Here is a 13748-nt window from a genome sequence, read left to right on the forward strand (position 1 = left end):
GGGTCAAGTAGATGAGGGGTACTGCAGGACGGCAGGTACGCAACCTGCGCGCGATCAGGCGATCGGCGGACGAATCAGGTGAGGCAGCGCAGGCGCGGGATGAGCCGGCGGCAGCGCGTCACCGGGCACTGCACGCAGCGGCCATGCAGCAAGGCTTGCCGCCGACGGCAGCATGGCCACACTCGCAGGCACGCACTCGCAACCCTCGCTGCTGCACGCGGCTGCGTTCCGTTCATCGCAGCAGGCGGGCGTGACAGAGATCGCAGCGCCGGCGATCTCGTGGGGGCCATCGCAATGACCACCGCCGGACTGACCGTTGATGCCGCCCGAGGCAAGTGCCAGCGCCGGTGCATTGAGCACCAGGGTCAGGAGCAGCATCAGTCGCAGCAGCAGGCCGGATATATCCACGGGCTGATGATAGCCGACGCACGATGCGCCCGTCGCCGCTGCCTGCTGTCATCATGCATGACGTTCATTGGAGCCTTTACATGCCTGCCCGCTTCGCCTCTGCTGCCCTCCTGCTGTCCGCGTTGCTGAGCCTTCCGGCCATGGCAGGCGAACGCCAATGGACCGTGCTGTCCAGCGGCGATGGTGACCACACCCATGAGCGCTGGCAGGTAAGCGGGACGCGATTGCGAACGCTTCCCGCGTTCGACCCGGCACGCGCCGAGCCGCCGCTGTCGGTGCATCAAGCTGCGGCGGCAGCACTGGCCCACGCGCGCCGACGTTATCCCGGCGATGACTTCGTGGTCTCCGAGGTAAGCCTGCAGCGGTTCACCGCCGGCGCTGCGCCGCAGAGCGAGGACGCAGCGCGCGGCTGGGTGTACCTGGTCAGCCTCGACTACAACGCCAAGGGCTGGACCCAGATGGTGCCGGTGCTGCTGGATGGCAGCATCGTGCTGAGCGACAACGAGCAATTGTAGGATCGGCGCCTACGCGGGCACGTCGACCTGCGCGCGCATCCGTACCGGAATGGATTTCGCCGCTGGCGTACCGCTGATCCGATCGTAGTAGTCCAGCGGCAGCAGGGGGTTGAGCTCCGGGTAGTAGCCCGCCAGCGCCCCGCGCGGCATCGGGTAGTCAAGCACGGTCAGGCCTTCGATTCGCCGCGTCACGCCGTCGTCGCTGATCGTTTCCAGGCTTACCAGGGCTTCCTTGCCGAGCCCGCGCGCCAGACGGTCCTCGATGTTCATGAACACCACCATGCGGTCGTTGTACACGCCCCGGTAGCGGTCGTTGTAGCTGTAGATGGTGGTGTTGTACTGGTCGTGCGAGCGCACCGTGGCCAGCCGCAGCATCTCCGGGTCATCGACTACCGTGTTCACTTCCAGGCCCGGCATGACGAGGATGTTGGCCTTGCCGTTCGGGGTCGGCCACACGCGCCTGCGCGGCGCAATATCCAGATGGAAGCCGTGCAGTGCCTGGATGCGCTCGTTGAAGCCGGCATAGATGTCCGGGTAGACGGCCGCGATCAGGTCGCGGATCGGGCCGTAATCATGCATGTACGCGGCCCAGTCCACCTTGCTGTCCGGCAACGTTGCCATCGCCATCCGGCAGACGATCTCCACCTCCGGCAGCACGTGGTCGCTGGCCGGCTCCAGCACGCCGCGCGACGCCGTCACGTTGGACATCGCATCTTCGATGGTGACGAACTGCTCGCCCTTCGGCGTGCGGATCCACTCCGAGCGCGCCACCACCGGCAGGATCAGCGCGTCGCGACCGTGCACGAGATGCCCCCGGTTGAGCTTGGTGGCAATACCCACGGTCAGTTCCAGTCTGCGCATGGCCTGGTACGCGCGCTCGGTATCGGGCACGGCATGGATGAAGTTGCCGCCCATGCCGATGAACACCTTGGCCCTGCCATCGAGCATCGCCGCAATCGACTCGACCACATGGTGGCCGTGCTCGCGCGGCGGATCGAAACCAAACACCTGCTGCACGCGATCCAGGTAGCGCGCCGTGGGCTTCTCATCGATGCCGACGGTGCGGTCGCCCTGCACGTTGGAATGGCCACGGATCGGACCAATACCCGCGCCCGGCTTGCCGAAATTACCGCGCAGCAACAACAGGTTGGCCACCTGCTGCAGCAGCCGCGACCCCTGCTGGTGCTGGGTCAGGCCCATGCCATAGCAGATGACCGTCGCCTGCGAACGGATGTAGATCTCCGCGCAGCGCCGGATCTGTTCCTGCGCGATGCCCGACACCCGCACGATCTCATCCCAGTCCTGCGCCAGCACGTCCTCGCGCAGCGCCTCCAGGCCAACGGTGTGTTCGGCCAGGAAGGCATGATCCAGCACTGACTCACCCTGGGCTTCGCGCTCGAACATCACCTTCATCATGCCCTTGATCAGCGCAAGGTCGCCGCCGATACGGACGTGCACGAACTCGCTGGTGATCTCGGTGGAACCGAACGTGGCCATCTGCACCACGTCCTGCGGTTCGGTGAAGCGGATCAGGGCACGCTCCGGCATCGGGTTGACCGCCACGATCGGCACACCGCGCTTGCGCGCTTCCACCAGGTTGCTCATCATCCGCGGCGAGTTGGTGCCGGTGTTCTGGCCCATCACGAAGATCGCCTCGGCGTGTTCGAAGTCGTCCAGCACGATGGTGCCCTTGCCCACGCCGATCGCCGGCGGCAAGCCGCGGCTGGTCGGCTCGTGGCACATGTTCGAGCAGTCCGGGAAGTTGTTGGTACCGAACTCGCGCACGAAGATCGAATACAGGAACGCCGCCTCGTTGGGCGTGCGGCCGGAGGTGTAGAACTCGGCCTGGTCGGGGTTGTCCAGCGCCTGCAGATGACGGCCGATCAGCGCGAACGCCTCGTCCCATTCGCAGGGCACGTAGTGATCGGTGGCGGCGTCGTAGCGCATCGGCTCGATCAGCCGGCCCTGCTGCTCCAACCAGTAATCGGTCTGCGCCATCAGCTCGGTGACGGTGTGCTGGGCGAACAGCTCACGGGTCACCCGGTGCTGGGTCGCTTCCCAGGCCAGGGCCTTGGCACCGTTCTCGCAGAATTCCAGCTTCTTGCGGTGGTCGGCATCGGGGAACGCGCAGCTGGGGCACTTGAATCCGCCCGGCTGGTTCATCGCCAGCAGTGCCTTGGATCCTTTGCCGATCACGCTCTGCTGCAGCAGCACCTTGGCGGTCGCACCGGCGGCCCCCCAGCCGCCTGCCGGTTGGTTGTAGGGCTTGTAACGCGGCGGCTTCTGTTCGGACATGGTCGGGAACCTGCGTTGGTGGAATGCCTGCCTGCAGTGCCGGGCTCGCGCCCGGCTGCCGTGGCCAGTCAAGCACACCGGCAACCCCAGCACCATGGCCCGGCCCGGGTACAGCAGGCTGCCATGGCAACGGTTACCGCCGCGTCTTCACTGGATGGCTGCGCTATCCTCCGGGCGTAGCCTGCCCTTCTGCTTTGCCCAGGATGTGCCGCATGCCCGGATCGACGTTGCCTTCGCCCCCGCCCGCCGGCACGGCCCTGCGCACGCTGCAGCGCTGGCGCAGCACGGGGCAGGAGCAACGGGTCGATACGATCGCCGAAGAAGTACCGGTGGCGATGCGTTACAACGGCGCGGCCTTCGCGGTGATGATGGCCACGCCATGCGACCTGGAGGATTTCGCGCTGGGCTTCTCGCTCAGCGAAGGGTTGATCGAGCGTCCTGACCAGTTGCTGTCCATCCAGCTGCAACCACAACTGGAGGGCATCGAGCTGAATATGAGTGTGTCCGCCGACGCCCCCGGCGCCGCACTGGATCCTGACAACGGGCGCCTGCTGCCGGGTCGCGGCGGCTGTGGGTTGTGCGGTGCGCGCCAGCTGGAGGACGTACTGCGTCCGCTGCCTCCGGTAAAGGACCGCCGCACGTATCAGACGGCTGCACTGCAGCGGGCATTGGCTGGGCTGGCCCTACGCCAGCCGATGAATGCTGCCAGTGGTTCGACCCATGCAGCGGCCTGGGCCGATGCCAGTGGCCGCATCGGCTGGGTGCGCGAAGACGTCGGCCGCCACAATGCGCTGGACAAGCTGATCGGTGCACTGCACCACAACGAACACAGCATCGATGGCGGCCTGCTGGTGGTATCCAGCCGTGCCAGCTACGAAATGGCCAGCAAGGCAGCGCGCGCCGGTGCCAGCGTACTGGCCGCCGTATCGGCCCCCACTGCGCTCGCCATCGATCTGGCCCGCAGTGCCGGCCTGTGCCTGGTGGGCTTCGCCCGCGAAGAAGGCTTCAACGTGTATACCCACCCGGAGCGCCTGCAGGGGGATGGCCTGCACGGGCATCCGCCTGCCTGACGGGCGCCCTCAGCGGATGGACTGGCTGCTACGCCTTGCGCGACCGTTCGGGAGAGAGCAGCCCGCCGATCCGTTCGGTCACCTGTGCGCGCACGTTCTCGTCCAGCTGGCCTTCGTACATGGCCTCGTAGATCCACAGGCCATCGGCCGCCAGCCGCGCCACGAAATTATCCAGCGCCGCCGGATCGTCGCTGCCGGCGGCCGGTGGCGAAGGCGCCCAGCGCTGCACCACCGGTGCCCACGGCCGCTCGCTGGGGAATTCGGGGTCCACCGAGTCCAGCATGAACATCAGCTCGGCACGGGTGGCACTCTGCGCCGACACACGCACGAAGGTCTGGTAGCGCTCCAACGCAGTGGCCTCGCCGGCCGACTTGCCCAGCAGCGCCTCCATCGATGCTTCCCAGCTCTGCACCAGGTGCTCGTCGATGCCGCGCAGCAACGCTTCGCGCGAAGGAAAGTGGTACAGCAGGCCGCCACGGGTCAACTGCGCCTCGGCCGCCACCGATTCAAAGGTGACCGCACGCACCCCGTCGCGGTTGATCACGCTGACGGCGGCGTCGAGGATGCGCTCGCGCTTGCTGGTTCTCATGCCGCTATTTTACGCGATCGGCGGCGCCGTCGCGGCCGCCGGCGCGTCCACGCAGCAGGCGCGCGATGATCACCGCGCCGGCCGCCAGCACCGCACTGATCACCAGCAGCACGATCTGGTAACCGCGATCGTAGGCCGCGGTGGCCAGCGCGAACCACTCGCCCTGCCCCACCTCACGCGCCACGTGCAGCGCCTGGGTGAAGCCCTCGCGCGCGGCGGCGGGAATACCCGCCGACTCCGGCAGGAAAGCGCCGTACATCGCAGCGCTCAGGCTGCCCAGCAGCGCGACGGCCAGCAGGCCGCCGAACTCGTAGGACACTTCCTCCACCGACGAGGCCATGCCCGCACGATGCGGCGGCACGTTGTTGAGGATGGCGGTGGACGCCACCGAGATGGCAGCACCCATGCCGAAGCCGGTGATCGCCATGCCGGCCACCACCCAGCCCAGCCCATGCGGGAAGCCCAGCGCCACCACGCCCACACCTACCGCACCGGCCGCAAGGCCGCCGCAGATCAGCGGACGCAGGCCGACGCGATGCAGCACGCTGCCGCCCAGCAACGCGCTGGGCAGGCTGCCCAGCGCCGCCACCGATACGAGCAGGCCCGCCTGCAACGGGCTGAGGCCGGCCACCAGCTGGAAACGCTGGGTGGTGAGCAGCTGCAGCCCGGCCATCGCAAACAGGGTGAACACCGCCGACAGGGTGCCGGCAAGGAAGGCCGGATTGCGGAAGATGGCGAAATCCAGCAGCGGATACGGCAACTGCTGCTGGCGGCGGCTGAAGGCGATGCCGGAGATGACCGCCAGCAGCAGCGAGACCGCGCCCACGCTGTACGAGGGCGGCGTGGCGATCAGCGACTTGATCGCCAGTACCAGGCCCGACAGCGCGGCCAATGCCAGCAGCGAGGACAGCAGGTCCCATGGGCGGGTGCTGTCGCGCTGCCCTTCCGGCGCCAGCAGCAGGGTCGCGATGAAAGCGACCACCACCACCGGCACATTGATGAGGAACACCGAGCCCCACCAGAAGTGCTGCAGCAGCAAGCCACCGATGATCGGCCCCAGCGCCGCACCGACGATGGCCACCGAACCCCAGATCGCGATGGCGATGTTGCGCTCGCGTTCTTCATGGAAGCTGAGCCCGATCAAGGCCAGCGTGGCCGGCATCATCGCCGCCGCACCCACCGCGAGGAAGGCACGCGCGGCGATCAGCTGCCCTGCGGTTGCAGAGAACGCCGCTGCCAACGAGGCGATGCCGAACACCACCAGCCCGACCAGGAACATCCGGCGGTGGCCGATGCGGTCGCCCAGGGTGCCCGCCCCCAGCAGCAGACCGGCCATCACCAGCGGGTAGGCGTTGATGATCCACAGCGCCTGCCCGGCACTGGCCGACAGCTCCTCGGTCAGGGTCGGCAGCGCGGTATACAGCACCGAGTTGTCCAGCGTGACCAGCAGCAGGCCGGCGGCAACGGTGAACAGCAGCGACCAGCGTCGGGCGCGCGACATGGACGGAGCACCGTCCAAGGGCTGGGAGAGAGCCATGGGAACCTGGATGGGGAAGGAGTACGCCCATAACTATACAGGATGTCCTGTATATTTATGAATGTCCCAGCGAACGCCATTCAGCTGCCGGGAGGCGCAATGCTCCCTGCCTCATGACCCTGGGCCTACCTGCACTCCGCAGGCAAGGCAGCGACCGCCTGCACGATCGGGTCCTGCATGGCGTGTCCCACCGCGGCATCCAGCTCGCCACGCAGATGGCCGTGCTGCCGCTGCATCTCCTCTTCGCACAGCGCCCGCACCCGCGCGCGCGCGTTGCTGCGCAGCGTGCTGCAGCGCCAATCGACCCCTCCCAGCGGCAGCACTGAATAGACCACGCTGTTGCAGGCGTTGCCGGCGCGTTCCGCCAGCGGACGCGCGCCGAAGTCACGCGGCACACTGCTGCGCTGCGGATCGAAATAGCTGTCCGGGAAGGTGCGCGCGTACTGTTCAATGTCCACCTCGATAGTGCCGCCTTCGCCTGCCGGCACGCGCAGTGGCTGACCGCAGCCGGTGGCGTCGGCGCGGTGTTGGATGTACTGGTAGATGGGTCTGTCCAGGCTCGCATCCTGCGCGGTCACGGCGCTGACCGCCGCCAGCACCGGCAGCGACGCACGATTGGCCATGCGCGCCAGCACTCCCGCCTGCGCGGGTTCGCAGCGGTCGCGCAGCGTCGCCACCAGCAGGAACAGCAGGTCATCACGAAAGGCCTTGTCGGCAGCCAGGTGATGTTCGATGCGTGCCTGCGCTTCCGCCACTGGTGCGGGAAATGCAACGGCCGGTGGCGAGGGCGCGTGCGTTGCGTTCCACAGCAGCGCCACCCCGGTGCCTGCCAGCAGCAACACCGCCATCAGCAGCGCGACGGTGCGTGCGCGGAGCCTCGTCATCGTGTGCTCGTCATCGGTTGATCGCGGAAAGCGTCGCTGCGGCAGCGTCATAGGAGGCGCTGGCGATATCCGCCTCGAAGTGCTTCACCTGCAGGCGCCCTGACAGCCGGTAGGGATCCCACAGCGCGCCCATCGTGATGGGGCTGGCCAGGGTGACATGGATGATCTGGTTCGGTGGTGGCGGCGGTACGTGGATGCACGCGCCATAGAACGGCACGAACAGCAGTTCGTCCACCTGCCCGGCGTCGTTCATCGCCAGCGGCACCACATAGCCATCCAGGTCCAGCGCCCGTCCGTCCACGCCATCGACCACCGCCGACGAGCCGAACTGCTGCGCACGTAGCGGGCTGGAGTGATCGATGGCCTGCCCAGGCAGCGAGCCCGAACCCGTATCGTCGATCAAGCCCCCCACCCCGTCCATGCCATTGCCACGCGACAGCCCGATCTGCGGCGGTGGACGCTGGAAGCTGTCCTCTTCGGGCATCAGCGCGTCCCAGCGATCGATCACTGCAGACGCCGCCGCCGGCGACGCAGCGCCATTGCTGGCCTGTGGCGGTGGGGCGTCCACGGCGGGCCGGCCACAACTGGCCAGCAGTACAGCGGCAAGCACACCGCCAAGCAGCTTCGCGCTACGGTTCATAAGGCCTCAGTTCGGCGTCGGCCATGCTGTAGGCGGAGCCGGCAAGATCATCGTCCACCCGCTCGGCGCGCAGCACGCCTGCCAGGAAGAACGGCGAGTACATGTCGGGCATGGCGATCGGCCGCGGCAGCACCACATGCACGATCTGGTTCGGTGGCGGCGGTGGCACGTGGATGCACGCGCCGTAGTACGGCACGAACAGGAATTCGACCAGTCGGCCATCTGCCGCGTTGGCCAAAGGCACCACGTAGCCCGGCAACCGCACTGCGCGATCCAGTACCGCGTCCACCGTACGGAACGTACCGAACTGGGCCATGCGCCGGTTGCCGTTGTGCTGCACCTCCGGCCCCTCACCGCGCTCGAGTGCTGCCAGTTCATCGCTGGGCAGCATCTGCAGCCAGTCCAGTTCCTGCTCGCTTTGCGTGCCAGCATTGCTCTGTACCGGCGACGGCGGCAGTGCCTGCACACCGGTATCGGTCGGCCGCGTACAGGCAACCAGCAGCATTGCCGCAGCCAGCAGCAGCCAGCGCACGCCCGCGCTCACGACGCAGGCGCCAGGCCATCGGCCAGGGTGCGCCGGTAGGCCAGCAGCGCAGGCAGCAGGCCGGCAACCGCGCTGATCAGCAGCACGCCGCCCACCCGGGCCAGTTCGCGCGCGTCCGGCCAGACGTGGGTGATCGACAGACCGAAATTGGCCAGCGCCCAGCTGCGCCCGGCCGCGCTGGCACAGGTCAGCACCGCCAGCGCCAACGCGCAGGCCATTGCTGCAGTGGCCACGGCCTCAACGACCAGCAGGCAGGCCACATAGGCCGGGCGCGCACCGGTGGCGCGCAGCACCGCCATCTCACGGCGGCGTTCCTGCAGCGTCGATACGAGCAGCGCCATCAGTGACACCATGCCCAGCAGCACCACCATCGCACTGATCAGCTGCAGCGCGCGCTCGGCAGTGCCCAGCGACTGCCACAGCTGCTGCAACGTCACGCCGGGCAGGATCGCCTGCAGTGCTTCGTCTGGATACTCATTGATGCTGCGCTGCACGCCGAAGGTGGCGATGCGCGAGTTCAGCCCGAGCATGAAGGCGGTGATGCTGGTCGGGGTCAGGTCAAGCTGCCGTGCCTGTTCTGCGCTGACATGCTGGCTGCGCAGCTGCACGCCGGAGCGCCAATCGACATGGATCGCTTCGATCGCCGGCAGTGACACCAGCACGGACGAATCCACCGGCGTGCCGGTACGCTCCAGGATGCCGACCACGCGGAACGGCTTGTCGGCATGCGTGGCCAGCGTTACTACACCGGTGCCATGGGCCAGCACGATCTCAGTGCCCAGGCCGATGTGCGCGGCCTGCGCGACTTCAGCGCCGACCACCGCGTCATACAGGTCGTCGAACGGCTGGCCCTGCGCGAATGCCAGCGCATGCCCTGCGCCATGCCGGTAATGTTCGAAATAACCGGCGGTGGTGCCGATCACCCGATAGCCACGCCAGGAATCGCCCAGCGACAGCGGCACCGCCCATTTCACCTGCGGCAGCGTGGACAGTTCCTGGTAGGACTGCCAGGACACGTTGTTGGTCGGGTCGCCGATGTGGAACACCGAGTACAGCAGCAGGTTCACCGGCCCCGAGCGTGCGCCCACGATCAGGTCCGTACCCGAGACAGTGCTGGCAAAGCCTTCGTGGGCCTGCGTGCGGATGCGCTCCACGCCCAGCAGCAGGACCACGCTCAGGGTGATGACCAGCACGGTCAGGCTCACGCTCAAGGCGCGGCTGCGCAGGCTGGCCCAGGCCAACTCAACCATGTGCACCCCCTGCCCGGTTCAGATCACCCAGCGACAACACCTGGTCGAACAACGGCTGCAGGCGATCATCGTGGCTGACCACCAGCGCGGTGGTGCCAGCGGCGCGGCACTGCGCGGACATCAGCTGCACGAACGCCGTGGCTGCTTCGGGGTCCAGCGCCGAGGTCGGTTCGTCGGCCAGCAGTACCGCCGGGCGACCGATCAGGGCACGGGCAGCGGCAACGCGCTGCTGCTGGCCGACGCTGAGCGTGCCCGCCGCGCGCGGCATCAGTGCCGGATCCAGCTGCAGCGCACGCAGCAGGCGCGCGATTTCCGCGTCCAGCCCACCTTCAATGCGCGCGTTGCGCAATGGCGAAAAGCGCACGCCCAAAGCGATGTTGTTGCGCACGCTCAGGAATGGCAGCAGGTTGAACTGCTGGAAGATCACGCCCAGCTGGTCGGCACGGAAACGATCGCGCGCGGCGGCACCGAGCGTGTTCACCCGATGGCCGGCAACGCGGATGCTGCCGCTGGCCGGCAGCAGAATGCCCGCCAGCAGGCCCAGCAGCGTGCTCTTGCCCGAACCGCTGGTCCCGCGCAGCAGCACGCTGCTGCCTGCGCGCACCTGCAGCTGTGCGATGTCCAGCACCGCACGCCCTGCGTAGCCGAACTGCACGCCCTGCAGGTCGATGATGGCATTGTCGTTCATGGCGCCAGCGGCACCCGCAGGCTGTCAGCAGTAACCACGCTGCGGCCTTGCCCGGTCGGCGTTGCGGTGTTGACGATCACCTCGTGCAGCCCCGGAAACAGCGTAGGCAGCGGCAATGCCAGCCCGCGCAGTGCTGCCGGGTTGGCGCAGTGGTAGCGCAGTGCGGCGGTGAATCCAGCGTGCGTGTGCTGGCCTGGCTGCGCTCCCACAGCCACTGGCGCAAAGCCCTCCGCCGTCGCCTCGGCATGGTCCAACCGGCACTGCGCAGCGGTCGGCAACGTGACCCAGCTGCCGCTCTGCAGGATCGATCGCGCCCGCGCCAATGCGGCCTGTTCGCGGCTGTCGGCCGGCGGTCGCTCGAAATCGAGGATGCCGATGCCTGGCGCACGCAGTGCCAGTTCCAGCGTTCCCTGGTCCACGGCCAGATCGACATCGGCCTGGCCATGGACATGAGCACCGTGATGGCGCACGTCGTGGGCGTTCGCAGAATGGGCAGCAAGCAGCAGCAGAAGGGCGGCAGAACGTTTCATCGGGGGGCTCCGTAATGTTACTATGTAACATTATGGACCACATCCCGATCTCGCCCGCAAGGGCCCGCACCCAACCGCCAGCTTCGGCACGCTGGCATCCCCGTTTCGATCTGGCAGGCGCATGGCTGTCGCTGGCCTGTGCCGTGCATTGCGTGGCCCTGCCCCTGCTGCTGGCCTTCACGCCGGCGGCGATGATGGCGCTGCGCTCGTTCCAGCACCCTGGCCATGGCGCGATGACCGCACTGCTGGTGATGTCGCGCTGGGAATGGCTGTTCGCGCTGCTGGCCTCGTCGATCGCCCTGCTCAGCACCGCCGCCGGCCAGCGCCGCCATCGACGCATCCTGCCGCTGTGCGTGGCCCTGGCAGGCGCGATCCTGTTGCTGTCCGCCTCGCTGTACCTGCCGTTGAAGGAATCGCTGCTCTGGCACGGCGCTGCCACCGCCTGCGGCGGGGTGATGCTGGCCACCGCACATCTGCGCAACCGGCGGGCCCTGCGGCCCGCCGGCTGATACCCGCTCAGAACCGGTAGCCGACCTCGGCGCCGACAATGCGCGGGCTGTCCACCGGTCCGTAGTAGTTGCCGTCGCGGCCGAAGGCCAGGTTGTCGAAGATCAGGCCATTGATGCGGCGCTTGTCGGTCAGGTTCTGCACGAACACGCGCGTGCTCCACGGCCCGCGCTCATAGCCCAGTTGCACGCCGAGCACAGCCACGGCCGGCTGGAACGCGCGGTTGCGCTCGTCCAGCGCGCTGGAGCCGGTCAACTGCGATTCCACCCGGGCATAGATGCCGGAGTCGAACTGATACCGCGCTGCCAGGTAGCCGGTGTAGTGCGGCGTCAGCTTGACCCGCTTGCCGTGGAGGTTCTCCTGCGGGCTTACCCAGAGCTTGGTGTACGTCGCATCGACATAGCCGACGTTGGCCATCAACGTAAACCCCGGCGCGACTTCAAACACACCTTCCAGTTCTGCACCGCGCGACCGTATCGAGGCATCCGAGCCCACGTAGTCGGACGAGATCGGCCGGCCGTTGGCATCGGTGGCCACCTGGATTTCCTGCCAGTTGTCCGAGCTGATGTGGAACAGGGCACCACCGATATGGCCACGGCCGCCAGCCAGGTTCATCTTGAAACCCACCTCATGGCTCCACATGCGTTCGGATTCGTAGCGCAGCACTTTGTCGTTGATCACATCGCTCTGCGCGGCGGCCAGGTTGAAGCCGCCGGGGATGTAGCCCTTGGCCGAGGCCGCATAGAACGACAGATCATCGCTGGCGTCATAGCGCAGCGAGACGCGGGGCAACGTGGCCGAGAACGTATGCGCCAGGGCCGCGTCGCGGTAGCGCACCAGGCCTCCCGCGCCCAGGTCGAGGAATCCGGCACGCTGCTCGGTGGAACGCCGGGCCTGTTCGTGGCGAATGCCGAGGCTGGCGGTCAATTTCGGCAATGCCGGCAGCGTGTAGCTGGCGGTCGCGAAAACACTGTAGTCCTCACCCTTGGAGGTCTGCCGCGGCGCCAGGTTGTAACTGTCCAGGCCCCGCAGCGCCGGGCCGACGAAGGTGCCCTGGATCGAATCCTTGTCGATGCGGTACGTCGATACACCGGCCATCCAGGTCAACGCCTGGTCGCTGGGCGAGCTGAAGCGCGCCTCGGCATTCCAGGCATTCTTCTTGTCATGTATGTACCCGGCCAGCGCGGAGCTGGCGGTCATGTCGAAGTCGTAGCCGGCCGAGCTGGCTTCCTCGCTGCGGTACGAGGCGGCCACATCCAGCGTGCCGGCCTGCAGTTGCCACTGCGCGCTCAGGCCTGCGACGGTCTCGTCCTTTTCGGTGCGCTTTGGCGCGTCGTTGATGTAGGTGAAGTCACCTGCATGGCGGCCACCATTGAGGCGGTCGCCATAGGTGCGGTTGTACAGGCCGGTATCCAGCGGCAGGTACTCGTACTCGAACATGCCCGGTGCGCGCGTGCGCAGGTGATAGGCCAAGGCGTTGACGGTCACGTAATCGCTGGGACGCCAGCGCAGCTTGCCCTGCAGGTAGCCCTCTTTCACTTCGCCGCGCGCGCCGTACGGGGTCAGGTTCTTCAAATAGGCATCCTCATCGGAGCCCATGAATGCCACCGAGCCCGACAGCGTGCCGTCCTTGCCCAGCGGGCCAGCCAGGAAACCATCCACGGCCGTACCGTTGCCGTTGCCGAACCAGGTGCTGCGCACGTTCACCTCACCCTCGCGGGTATCGGCCGGGCCGCGCGTGCGCACCAGCACCAGCCCGGATTCGCTGTTGGCGCCGTACAGGGTTCCCTGCGGCCCCCGCAGCACCTCAACCGATTCAACCTGGTTGAGTACTGCGTTGCTCAGCTCACGGAACGGAATGCCATCGATGTACACCGACGCGCGGTTGACCAGGAAGGGATTGGATTCGATGCCGCGGATGGAAATGAACATGTTGCTCAGCTGGCCCATCACGTTGAACTTCACGTTGGGCGCCAGCTTGTCCAGGTCGCGGAACTCGGTGACACCGGCTTCCTTCAGTGCCTGCCGATCAAGCACGGTCACCGACAGGTCACTCTTCAGGTAGGGCGTGTCGCGCTTGGAGCCGGTGACCACCACCCCATCAAGGGTGGTGGCATCGGCGGACTGCGCGTGGGCAGGAACAACAGGAACCAGCAACGACGCTGCGACAAGGGCAACGGAGGAAACGGGGGATTTCAAGGTAGACCTCATGAGGAACGGAAACGCGCTTGGCGGGCCAGCTGGCGCACAATGTTATCCTGTAACATTCCGCGCTCGCCGCCACTCCATTG

General features: G+C 67.1%; 14 protein-coding genes. 3 read left to right on the forward strand and 11 right to left on the reverse strand.

The genetic code is table 11. The features are described 5' to 3' along the window. Positions 1–54: 54 nt before the first annotated feature. A complete protein-coding gene (locus CR918_RS09500; protein WP_133119682.1) occupies positions 55–378 on the reverse strand; it encodes a hypothetical protein in 324 nt (107 codons plus the stop codon). Positions 379–488: 110 nt separating this feature from the next. Between CR918_RS09500 and CR918_RS09505 the strand changes: the two genes are divergently transcribed. Further along, the gene (locus CR918_RS09505; protein ID WP_099842584.1) at positions 489–923 is read left to right on the forward strand and encodes a hypothetical protein; all 435 of its coding nucleotides are present in this window, start codon (positions 489–491) and stop codon (positions 921–923) included. Positions 924–932: 9 nt separating this feature from the next. On the opposite strand, the gene CR918_RS09510 is transcribed toward CR918_RS09505, so the two are convergent. Beyond that, on the reverse strand, positions 933–3218 hold the full coding sequence (locus tag CR918_RS09510; protein WP_099842586.1) for an FdhF/YdeP family oxidoreductase: 2286 nt from the start codon (positions 3216–3218) through the stop codon (positions 933–935). 212 nt (positions 3219–3430) lie between these two features. Here CR918_RS09510 and fdhD point away from each other — a divergent pair, with 212 nt between their 5' ends. Further along, positions 3431–4288: a formate dehydrogenase accessory sulfurtransferase FdhD gene (gene fdhD / locus CR918_RS09515; RefSeq protein ID WP_099842588.1), complete on the forward strand. Its 858-nt coding sequence runs from the start codon at positions 3431–3433 to the stop codon at positions 4286–4288. Positions 4289–4316: 28 nt separating this feature from the next. Here fdhD and CR918_RS09520 read toward each other — a convergent pair whose 3' ends face one another. From CR918_RS09520 to CR918_RS09555, 8 genes are all read right to left on the reverse strand, one after another. Then, entirely contained in the window at positions 4317–4877 is a 561-nt protein-coding gene (locus tag CR918_RS09520) for a TetR/AcrR family transcriptional regulator (RefSeq protein WP_025874422.1), read from the reverse strand. Between the two features lie 4 nt (positions 4878–4881). Continuing rightward, positions 4882–6414 (reverse strand): MFS transporter, encoded by a 1533-nt coding sequence (locus CR918_RS09525; RefSeq protein ID WP_099842590.1) that lies wholly within the window; start codon positions 6412–6414, stop codon positions 4882–4884. A 125-nt stretch (positions 6415–6539) separates the two neighbouring features. After that, entirely contained in the window at positions 6540–7298 is a 759-nt protein-coding gene (locus tag CR918_RS09530; protein ID WP_415846985.1) for a hypothetical protein, read from the reverse strand. A gap of 10 nt (positions 7299–7308) precedes the next feature. Then, on the reverse strand, positions 7309–7938 hold the full coding sequence (locus CR918_RS09535; protein ID WP_099842593.1) for a DUF3299 domain-containing protein: 630 nt from the start codon (positions 7936–7938) through the stop codon (positions 7309–7311). Further along, a complete protein-coding gene (locus CR918_RS09540; protein WP_189914692.1) occupies positions 7928–8443 on the reverse strand; it encodes a DUF3299 domain-containing protein in 516 nt (171 codons plus the stop codon). Before CR918_RS09540 ends, CR918_RS09535 begins: the two co-directional genes overlap by 11 nt. Positions 8444–8478: 35 nt before the next feature. Beyond that, positions 8479–9732, reverse strand: coding sequence for an ABC transporter permease (locus tag CR918_RS09545; RefSeq protein WP_099842594.1), 1254 nt, complete (start codon positions 9730–9732; stop codon positions 8479–8481). After that, on the reverse strand, positions 9725–10420 hold the full coding sequence (locus CR918_RS09550; protein WP_099784291.1) for an ATP-binding cassette domain-containing protein: 696 nt from the start codon (positions 10418–10420) through the stop codon (positions 9725–9727). The genes CR918_RS09545 and CR918_RS09550 overlap by 8 nt, the downstream gene beginning before the upstream one ends. Continuing rightward, positions 10417–10950: a ZrgA family zinc uptake protein gene (locus CR918_RS09555; protein WP_099784293.1), complete on the reverse strand. Its 534-nt coding sequence runs from the start codon at positions 10948–10950 to the stop codon at positions 10417–10419. Before CR918_RS09555 ends, CR918_RS09550 begins: the two co-directional genes overlap by 4 nt. A gap of 32 nt (positions 10951–10982) precedes the next feature. On the opposite strand from CR918_RS09555, the gene CR918_RS09560 reads away from it, so the two are divergent. Next, positions 10983–11459: a MerC domain-containing protein gene (locus tag CR918_RS09560; protein WP_099784295.1), complete on the forward strand. Its 477-nt coding sequence runs from the start codon at positions 10983–10985 to the stop codon at positions 11457–11459. Between the two features lie 7 nt (positions 11460–11466). On the opposite strand, the gene CR918_RS09565 is transcribed toward CR918_RS09560, so the two are convergent. Beyond that, the gene (locus CR918_RS09565) at positions 11467–13656 is read right to left on the reverse strand and encodes a TonB-dependent receptor (RefSeq protein WP_099842596.1); all 2190 of its coding nucleotides are present in this window, start codon (positions 13654–13656) and stop codon (positions 11467–11469) included. Positions 13657–13748: the final 92 nt, after the last annotated feature.

The sequence above is a fragment of the Stenotrophomonas indicatrix genome, assembly GCF_002750975.1.
Classification (GTDB): Bacteria; Pseudomonadota; Gammaproteobacteria; order Xanthomonadales; family Xanthomonadaceae; genus Stenotrophomonas; species Stenotrophomonas indicatrix.

Coding starts and splice junctions, on each gene's coding strand:
- CR918_RS09500 (WP_133119682.1), bottom strand. CDS start 378: ATGCTGCTCCTGACCCTGGTGCTCAATGCACCGGCGCTGGCACTTGCC.
- CR918_RS09505 (WP_099842584.1), top strand. CDS start 489: ATGCCTGCCCGCTTCGCCTCTGCTGCCCTCCTGCTGTCCGCGTTGCTG.
- CR918_RS09510 (WP_099842586.1), bottom strand. CDS start 3,218: ATGTCCGAACAGAAGCCGCCGCGTTACAAGCCCTACAACCAACCGGCA.
- fdhD (WP_099842588.1), top strand. CDS start 3,431: ATGCCCGGATCGACGTTGCCTTCGCCCCCGCCCGCCGGCACGGCCCTG.
- CR918_RS09520 (WP_025874422.1), bottom strand. CDS start 4,877: ATGAGAACCAGCAAGCGCGAGCGCATCCTCGACGCCGCCGTCAGCGTG.
- CR918_RS09525 (WP_099842590.1), bottom strand. CDS start 6,414: ATGGCTCTCTCCCAGCCCTTGGACGGTGCTCCGTCCATGTCGCGCGCC.
- CR918_RS09530 (WP_415846985.1), bottom strand. CDS start 7,298: ATGACGAGGCTCCGCGCACGCACCGTCGCGCTGCTGATGGCGGTGTTG.
- CR918_RS09535 (WP_099842593.1), bottom strand. CDS start 7,938: ATGAACCGTAGCGCGAAGCTGCTTGGCGGTGTGCTTGCCGCTGTACTG.
- CR918_RS09540 (WP_189914692.1), bottom strand. CDS start 8,443: ATGCTGCTGGTTGCCTGTACGCGGCCGACCGATACCGGTGTGCAGGCA.
- CR918_RS09545 (WP_099842594.1), bottom strand. CDS start 9,732: ATGGTTGAGTTGGCCTGGGCCAGCCTGCGCAGCCGCGCCTTGAGCGTG.
- CR918_RS09550 (WP_099784291.1), bottom strand. CDS start 10,420: ATGAACGACAATGCCATCATCGACCTGCAGGGCGTGCAGTTCGGCTAC.
- CR918_RS09555 (WP_099784293.1), bottom strand. CDS start 10,950: ATGAAACGTTCTGCCGCCCTTCTGCTGCTGCTTGCTGCCCATTCTGCG.
- CR918_RS09560 (WP_099784295.1), top strand. CDS start 10,983: ATGGACCACATCCCGATCTCGCCCGCAAGGGCCCGCACCCAACCGCCA.